At 44.7% G+C, this 8,036-nt stretch carries 5 protein-coding genes; 3 read left to right on the top strand and 2 right to left on the bottom strand.

Translation table 11 applies throughout. The features are described 5' to 3' along the window. Nucleotides 1-348 precede the first annotated feature (348 nt). A complete protein-coding gene (locus QZY09_RS20285; RefSeq protein WP_295675436.1) occupies nucleotides 349-2,319 on the top strand; it encodes an HRDC domain-containing protein in 1,971 nt (656 codons plus the stop codon). Here the strand turns inward: QZY09_RS20285 and QZY09_RS20280 are convergent. Next, a complete protein-coding gene (locus tag QZY09_RS20280) occupies nucleotides 2,316-4,127 on the bottom strand; it encodes a DNA topoisomerase 3 (RefSeq protein ID WP_295675434.1) in 1,812 nt (603 codons plus the stop codon). The genes QZY09_RS20285 and QZY09_RS20280 overlap by 4 nt on opposite strands. 54 nt (nucleotides 4,128-4,181) lie before the next feature. On the opposite strand from QZY09_RS20280, the gene QZY09_RS20275 reads away from it, so the two are divergent. Continuing rightward, nucleotides 4,182-4,361: a hypothetical protein gene (locus QZY09_RS20275; RefSeq protein WP_295675431.1), complete on the top strand. Its 180-nt coding sequence runs from the start codon at nucleotides 4,182-4,184 to the stop codon at nucleotides 4,359-4,361. Nucleotides 4,362-4,739: 378 nt separating this feature from the next. Continuing rightward, the gene (locus tag QZY09_RS20270; protein ID WP_295675429.1) at nucleotides 4,740-6,893 is read left to right on the top strand and encodes a glycoside hydrolase family 3 C-terminal domain-containing protein; all 2,154 of its coding nucleotides are present in this window, start codon (nucleotides 4,740-4,742) and stop codon (nucleotides 6,891-6,893) included. Nucleotides 6,894-6,994: 101 nt separating this feature from the next. Here the strand turns inward: QZY09_RS20270 and QZY09_RS20265 are convergent, their stop codons facing one another. Next, a complete protein-coding gene (locus tag QZY09_RS20265) occupies nucleotides 6,995-8,008 on the bottom strand; it encodes a hypothetical protein (RefSeq protein WP_295675426.1) in 1,014 nt (337 codons plus the stop codon). Between the last annotated feature and the right edge of the window lie 28 nt (nucleotides 8,009-8,036).

Below are 8,036 nucleotides of genomic sequence, written 5' to 3'. Positions count from 1 at the left end.
GTATATTTGAGTATTAATGCTTTTAAACAACATCAAATTGATCTAAAGAATTCGGTATACTGCGAGGTGTACGTCTTAGATTTTATGACTTAACATACTGATAAAAAGCGCTTTATCTCACGATTTTTAAATCCCAGCGGGATCACTGGAGCCTCTCGAAGAAATTTGAGAGGCTTTTTTGATTTTACCCACCAAATTTGCTTTCCCTTCTAAAACGATATAATTTCAGGTCTGCAATATCCAGGTGATTACATCAGCTTTCGCCAAAAGTTTTTTTCAACAGCCCCCGACAATGCTAATATTTTTAGTGATTATTGTAAAATAATGGAGGAAATCGTCAATCCTGTTATGCAACTTGCAAATGACTACCTGGAAAGCACTAATACGATTGTTTTCCTAACAGGCAAAGCGGGTACAGGTAAAACTACATTTTTGCAAAACCTGAGGCAGACGTCCAAAAAGAAGCTGGCAGTAGTTGCGCCTACCGGTGTGGCGGCAATAAATGCCGGAGGCATGACGATACATTCTTTCTTCCAGCTTTCCTTTGCACCGGTCATCCCTTCGGGAAACGGGCGGTCTGAAGTTTTTTACAGCACGGAGAAAAAAGCGCTGCTATCTAGCCTGGAATTATTGATCATTGATGAAATCAGCATGGTACGACCGGATGTGCTCGACCAGATTGACCTGATCCTGCGAACCGAAAAAGGATCGGCCTATCCCTTCGGCGGCGTACAGCTGCTGCTGATCGGCGACCTTTCGCAACTCAGCCCGATCATTCGTGAAGATGACTGGTCCATTTTAAGATCCTACTACGCCACCCCTTATTTCTTCAGCAGCCAGGTGCTTCAAAAGGCGCCCTATGTGCGGATAGAACTGGATCATGTTTACCGCCAAAAGGAACAGGCTTTTGTAAATATTCTGAACGAGGTGCGCCATCAAATAATCAGTGCTTCGAGCCTTGAAATCCTCAATGCGCGCTATATCCCTAACTTCCAGCCCGATGCCGAAGACCCTTATATTACCCTCACCACTCATAACAACATCGCACAGCAGATCAATTCTGAATGGTTGGATGCATTACCGGGACAGGAACAAGTATTTACTGCGAGCATCCGAGGGGATTTTCCCAAAGACGCCTATCCTACTGAAACTGATCTGAAGCTGAAGATTGGTGCACAGGTAATGTTTGTAAAAAATGATAACTCAGCTGAAAAGCTGTTTTATAATGGCAAGATAGGTACAGTGTCACGGATTGAAGGGCAAATTGTATTTGTGCAATGCGGCGATGGCCAACGGGAGATTGCAGTAGAGGCATTGGAATGGAGCAATGTAAAATACCAGCTTGATGGGGAAGCTATTAATGAAACCAATGCAGGCAGTTTCGCGCAGATCCCGTTAAAACTGGCCTGGGCCATCACTATCCACAAAAGCCAGGGCTTAACGTTCGACCGGGCGATCATCGATATTGCCGAATCTTTTGCCCACGGACAGGCTTACGTTGCGCTCAGCCGTTGCCGGAGTTTAACCGGGATGGTATTACGTAACCCCATAGCCGCACACAACATTATTGGCGACCCTGCCGTGGCCCGCTTTAATGAGCAAAGTGCCGTTATACAGCCTGATAAACAAAGCCTGGAACGCGACAGGGAGCTGTACCGGCTGTTCCTGCTGACAGAATTATTTAATTTTACGCCGCTGCAGGCAAAGCTAAAAGATTTTAAAAGCCTGCTGCCCGATTTGGAGAACGACATTTTGCTTGTCGCTGCTAAATTCATCAAACAGCTAAAACCTGAGCGAAGCCAGCATGCAGCAGTTTATTTTCACGAGAAGTTGAGTACCTCTGTTGAAAAACTGCATTCACAATTGCCTGCGCTGATCGGTGAATCAAAGGACAAAGCCGGTAAGGCAGACCAACTGATCAGCTGGCTAATGAACCGCATGCGCCTGATGGAACATTGTTCGCTACAGCCTTTTACTTCTGATGCCTACCTGGCGGAAGTTAAAAACAGACCCAAAGTGCAGGAACGCTCCTATTTAAAAGCATTGAATGCAGTGCCGAATGAAAAACTTTATGTTAGTCTGCTGCTTTGGCGTGAAAAAATAGCAACAGCAGAAAAGGTAATGCCAGCGATGGTAATTTCCGAAAAGACCGCTGCAGCCATTGCCGAAAAACTGCCGGCAACATTAAAAACGCTGGGCGCGATCAAAGGGATTGGCCCGCATAAGGCAGCGCAATATGGCGCTGACCTGATCGGATTGATCCGCAGCTATCAACAAGAAATGAATAGATCTGGCACAGAGCAGGCCAGTTTATTTTAAGTGTTTACCGGGGCTTTAAAACTTTTACCCGACTGGAGTAATTCCTGCGTAATGGCCCGGGTATAGGTTTTAATCTCCTCCTGGAAAGCTGCGACAGAGGCGCCTGAGCGAATTTCTTCTAAACGCTTTTCCCAGCTACCGGTAAGCTCCGCCTGCGCAATGCGCTGGTTCCTCACAATTTCGTATACTGCTAACCCGGTTTCAGTTGGCACAAGGTTTTTCTTTTCCCGCAGGATATATTTCCGTGTAAGCAAGGTTTCGATGATTGCTGCGCGTGTCGCCGGCGTACCCAGTCCACTATCTTTCATGGCCTCTCTTAATTCTTCGTCTTCTATTTCCTTCCCGGCAGTTTCCAGCGCCTTTAGTAAGCTGGCTTCATTAAAAAGCGCTTTTGGCTTCGTTTGTTTTTCAAGCAAAACCTTTTCGGTTATCAGCAGATCTTCGCCCTGTGTCACTTTTGGCAAAGTAGCATTTTCCTCATCTTTCTTTTCTTCATCCTTGTCATTGAACACCGCACGCCAGCCTGCCGTTTGTATCACGGTACCGCTCGCCATAAATTTTGAGCCGGATAAAAGTGTGATTCTGGTAACCTCTTTGATACAATCCTGGTGGAAGGCTTCCAGCATACGCCCGGCAACCAGGTCGTAGATTGCCTGGTGATCTGCAGACAAATGCTGCGGCACTACCCCTGTTGGCAGGATGGCATGGTGATCCGTTACCTTTTTGGCATTAACACTGCGTTTGTTCAGCTTGGCTCCGGTGAGCGCCGCCGCCTGTTTACCAAACTCAGGGTGATAGTTTAACTTATCAATCAGGTCCGGTACACCGGCAAATACATCATCGCCAATATAGCGGCTGCCGGTTCGGGGATAAGTAACCAGTTTACCTTCGTATAAGTTTTGTAAAAGGCCAAGGGTCTGGTCAGCCGTAAATCCTTTGCGTTTATTGGCTTCCTGCTGCAAACTGCTCAGGTCATGCAATAAGGGTGGCGGTTCTTTCCGCGGTTTAGCTTCCAGGTGTTGAATATGGGCTTCACCCGTTACCTGATCCAATATGGCCTGCGCCTCTTCACATGTTTTAAAATTCTTTTCGGATATGGCTTTGAATACCTGTCCGTCTTTATCCGGATGGATAGCGACCTGGTAATACAATTGCGGTACAAAGTTCTTGTTTTCGAGATAACGGGCACAGATCATGGCCAGCGTGGGCGTTTGCACCCGTCCGAGCGATAAAACACCCCGCGTACCTGAGGCAAGGCTTAGTGCCTGTGTGGCATTCATCCCCACCAACCAATCAGACTGCGAGCGGCAATGGGCAGAATTAAATAAGGTATCATAATCTGACCCGGGTTTTAAGTTCCTGAAACCATCCTTGATCGCCTCATCAGTTTGTGACGAGATCCAGAGCCGCTTGAATGGCTTTTTACATTTGAGGTAATAATAAATATAGCGGAAGATCAACTCGCCTTCCCGCCCGGCATCTGTCGCCACAATGATCTCCGTAGCTTCGTCAAACAGCTTTTTGATGATATCCAGTTGCTTTTTTACACCAGGATCGTCAACCAGGCCATCCTTTGTTTTGACTTTACGGATAGCTAATTTAAATTTGGCCGGTAACATGGGCAGGTTTTGTACACTCCAGCCATAATAGCCGTATTCCTGAGGCGCAGCCAGTTGCAGGAGATGCCCGAAAGCCCAGGTAAAAGTATAGCCCTTCCCTTCCATATAACCATCCTTTTTGGTAGTGGCACCAAATACTTTGGCAATTTCACGCCCCACGGATGGTTTCTCAGCTATAATAACTTTCATAAACAGGTAGCGAATGTAGGCAATTAGCGAGGGCACCGCAATGGCTGTGGATAAATGGATAACAGGAGTATAAATGACGTTTTAGCCATTTACGTACCCTGCCATGCTTTGTTGAAATGTCATTTAAATGCCCAATATCATTACCGCCCTGACGCACAGATTTCGGTCCGTACGGCATTCATCGTACAAGGTAATTCGGTTAATGAAGAAGCACTTAACACCAATAATACCTGAAAATGCTTTCGCGACGCAGGCCATCAACCTGTCCCGTGGTTCGTTTTTACTGTCAGAAAGGGTGAAATGGTAGATATGAACCAGTCTGTAAAAGGCAATTGGCGCGCCGTTAATTATTACGATTGTACCTGGCACATCACATGCAGATTTTCGGAATCATAATTATTTCCGGGTCTATCCAAAGTCTTTTTTTATTGCGGCAATTTGTCTATAACCACTAAAAATTTATACTATTTAAACCAATACCTATACTTTTTAAACTATTGTTTTTAATAGCTTAATTTTATTTTTCAAATTGATATTTTAGCCTTACTTTGTGTTGGTATTACACCAACCTTTATAAACCAGTTTTACTTACAAATCAACACCGTTACGATCATGAAAAATAAATTTTCCGGATACCTGATGTTCGGCATTTTAATGCTTGCCGTTTTAAATAATTGCCGCGCCCAATCGAAAACCGATAAGATGACTGATGATAAGATCAGCTCGATCATCAAAAAATTAACACTCGAAGAAAAGATCTCCCTGTTACACGCCAACGGTATCTTTTCTGCCGGGGGTATTAAACGTTTGGGCATCCCGCACATCATGACGGACGACGGCCCTTTAGGCGTTCGCGAAGATGTTTTGGAAGGATGGGGATCGGCTAATTTAACTACTGACTCTGCTACATTTTTCCCTAATGGTTCAGCCCTTGCCGCCACCTGGAACCCAAACCTTGCCTACCGTTACGGGCATGATATGGCCGAAGAAGCACGCGTACGTGGTAAAAACGTAATGCTTGCCCCTGCGTTTAACATTTGCCGTACCCCGCTTTGCGGCCGTACCTATGAATATTATTCGGAAGATCCTTTTTTGAATAGCCGTTTGGCGGTACAATCAGTACAGGGTATACAAAGCCAGCATGTTGCTGCCTGTGTAAAACATTATGCCGTAAATAACCAGGAGATTGAACGCGGCCGCGTTAGCGTTGATATTGATGAACGTGCTTTACGCGAAATATACCTGCCCGCTTTTAAGGCATCCATTACCGAAGGTAAAGCCTGGACCATTATGTCGGCTTACAATAAATTGCGCGGCGTTTATTGCTCAGAAAATGATTACCTGCTTAAAAAGATCTTAAAAGGCGAATGGGGTTTTAAAGGCATCGTGATTAGTGACTGGGGTGGCACGCACAGCACCGTTGCTGCTGCAAATAACGGCCTCGACCTGGAGATGGGTTCCAATCCCCCTTACAATACTTATTATTTCGCCGATAAACTGCTCGACTCGGTAAAAGCCGGTAAAGTAAGTATTAAGGTGATAGATGAGAAAGTACATCGTATCCTATGGGTATTGTATCATACTGATATGAGCGCCAACCTGCCAAAAGGAAGCATCAACACGCTAGCCCACAGCAAAACAGCCTATGATATCGCTGCAGAATCTATCGTACTGCTAAAAAACGACAAACATTTATTGCCCTTAAATACAACGGCAATAAAAAGCCTGGCTGTTATTGGCGATAATGCTACCCATACGTTCCATTTAGGTGGTTTTGGCGCAGGTGTTAAAGCTAAATATGAAGTAACTGCCTTAGCCGGTTTGCAAAACCGTTTGGGTAAAACTATCGACATTAAATATGCCAAAGGCTATTCCGGTGCCTACAAAGTCGGCAGCAATCCCGAATTTAAACCCGATCAGGCATTGATTGACCAAGCGGCAGCCACCGCTAAAAGCGCGGATATGGCGATCCTATTTGTTGGCGGAAACCGTGACTTTGAAAGTGAAAGCGAGGACCGCAAAAACCTGGCCCTGCCATTCGCAGAACAAGCTTTGGTAGATGCCGTTACTGCTGCCAACGCCAATACCATTGTAATAGTTGTAGGTGGCGCGCCTTACGATATCGCTAAAATAAAAGAAAATAACCATACCATTGTTTGGAGCTGGTACAACGGATCAGAAAATGGCAACGCTTTGGCTGACGTATTGACCGGCAAAATCAACCCATCAGGCAAAATGCCGTTTACCTTCCCGGCGTCTTTAAAAGATTCACCGGCACATGCTTTGAATGCTTACCCCGGTGAAAACCTGAAGGTTGATTATAAAGAAGGGATCCTGGTAGGTTACCGCTGGTTTGATACCAAAAAAATCGACCCGCTTTATTGCTTTGGTTATGGTTTAAGCTATACCGGCTTTAAATACTCGGGCTTTTATACCAATAAAAAAAGCTACAAAGCAACAGATCTTATAACCGCAACTGTAAAACTAAAAAACACCGGTAAATATGCCGGTAAAGAAACCGTACAGTTGTACGTAAGCAAAACAGGCTCAGTTGTAGCGCGTGCCGACAAAGAGTTAAAAGCCTTTAAAAAGATCAATGTGGCCGTCGGCGAAACTGCTACCGTAACCTTGAACATCCCGGTAAAAGATTTGGCCTATTACGATGTCAAAACCAGCAAATGGGTAGTTGAGCCGGGTAAATACAAGCTACTTGCCGGTACGTCATCACGGGATATTGAACAAAGCGCAACTATTACGGTAGATTAATTTTTTGATGTGCAGATGTGCGGATGTGCAAATGATTTTTTGAGGTATCGACAGTAACCAATGATCGATAAATTTTAAAATATCATTTCATATTCGCGCATTTATTTAACAGTTTTATTTTTCAAAAGCTCCTCAATTAACCCTGACAAACTTACCGAAGCGGCAGCAATGAGTTCATCTGCTGCCCCGTAGTAAATATAAAGCGTATCGCCTTGTAAAACAGTGCCTGTGGGGAAACAAACGTCATCTACGTCACCGCCCATCAGTTCATAATCCTGGTCGGGTTTAAATAGCGGGTACGGCAGGCGGGCAATTTCTTTACACGGTTCATCAAGACCCATCAGGGCCGCGCAGCAGGAGTATTCATATCCCTTTACCGTATCTTTAACGCCGTGGTAAATAATCAGCCATCCATGTGCTGTTTCAATTGGCGGGCAGCCGCTGCCCACGTAACTTACTTCGTGCGGGTATTTGGGGCAAAGGAATATATGCTCATCAAAATGCAAAAAGTAATTCACCCAAAACTCATCTGTTAAATCAGCAATCTCATCTACAGCGGTTAACTGGATATCCGGTTTTATGCGGTGTAAAAACGTTAATTTACCCTTTATCCTCCTCGGGAAGAAAACCACGTCCTTATCTGCTAAAATATGAGCGCCCCGGCTATAGCGCAGGTATTTTTCATTTAAATTGCTTTGCGTTTTGGTATAACGATCAAAGTCATCATAAGTTATTTTTGGTACGATGATCCCCTGTTTGGTAAAAGTTTTCAGGTCAGTTGAAGTGGCTAATGCCCCAAGTGCGTTATCGCCATCAAATGCCACGTAGGAAAGATAATAGGTATCATCTATTTTCACGATCCGGGGATCTTCCATCCCATGCGATTCATAGTCAAACTCGGGCGTCAAAAAAGGTTGTTCCCAACGCGTTTTAACCAACAAGGGGCCATCCAGTTCACAATAGCCTATCGTAGAATAATTGCGCGTATGCACGGCCCGGTAAAACATATAAATGGTATCACCTTCCTTTATCACTGCGGGGTTTAGTACGCTTTCATTCTCAAAATCAAATTCAGCTTGTCGTAACAATACACCTTCTTTTTTTACAGTTATCATACTCAAAAGCCTCTTTTAAATTTGCCAT

Origin of the sequence: uncultured Mucilaginibacter sp. (genome assembly GCF_903913935.1) — a bacterium.
Classification (GTDB): domain Bacteria; phylum Bacteroidota; class Bacteroidia; order Sphingobacteriales; family Sphingobacteriaceae; genus Mucilaginibacter.
This window is presented reverse-complemented; position numbering and strand designations above follow the sequence as displayed.

Excerpts from the sequence above, each read along its gene's own strand:
- QZY09_RS20285 (WP_295675436.1), top strand. The coding sequence starts at position 349 with ATGCAACTTGCAAATGACTACCTGGAAAGCACTAATACGATTGTTTTC.
- QZY09_RS20280 (WP_295675434.1), bottom strand. The coding sequence starts at position 4,127 with ATGAAAGTTATTATAGCTGAGAAACCATCCGTGGGGCGTGAAATTGCC.
- QZY09_RS20275 (WP_295675431.1), top strand. The coding sequence starts at position 4,182 with ATGGATAACAGGAGTATAAATGACGTTTTAGCCATTTACGTACCCTGC.
- QZY09_RS20270 (WP_295675429.1), top strand. The coding sequence starts at position 4,740 with ATGAAAAATAAATTTTCCGGATACCTGATGTTCGGCATTTTAATGCTT.
- QZY09_RS20265 (WP_295675426.1), bottom strand. The coding sequence starts at position 8,008 with ATGATAACTGTAAAAAAAGAAGGTGTATTGTTACGACAAGCTGAATTT.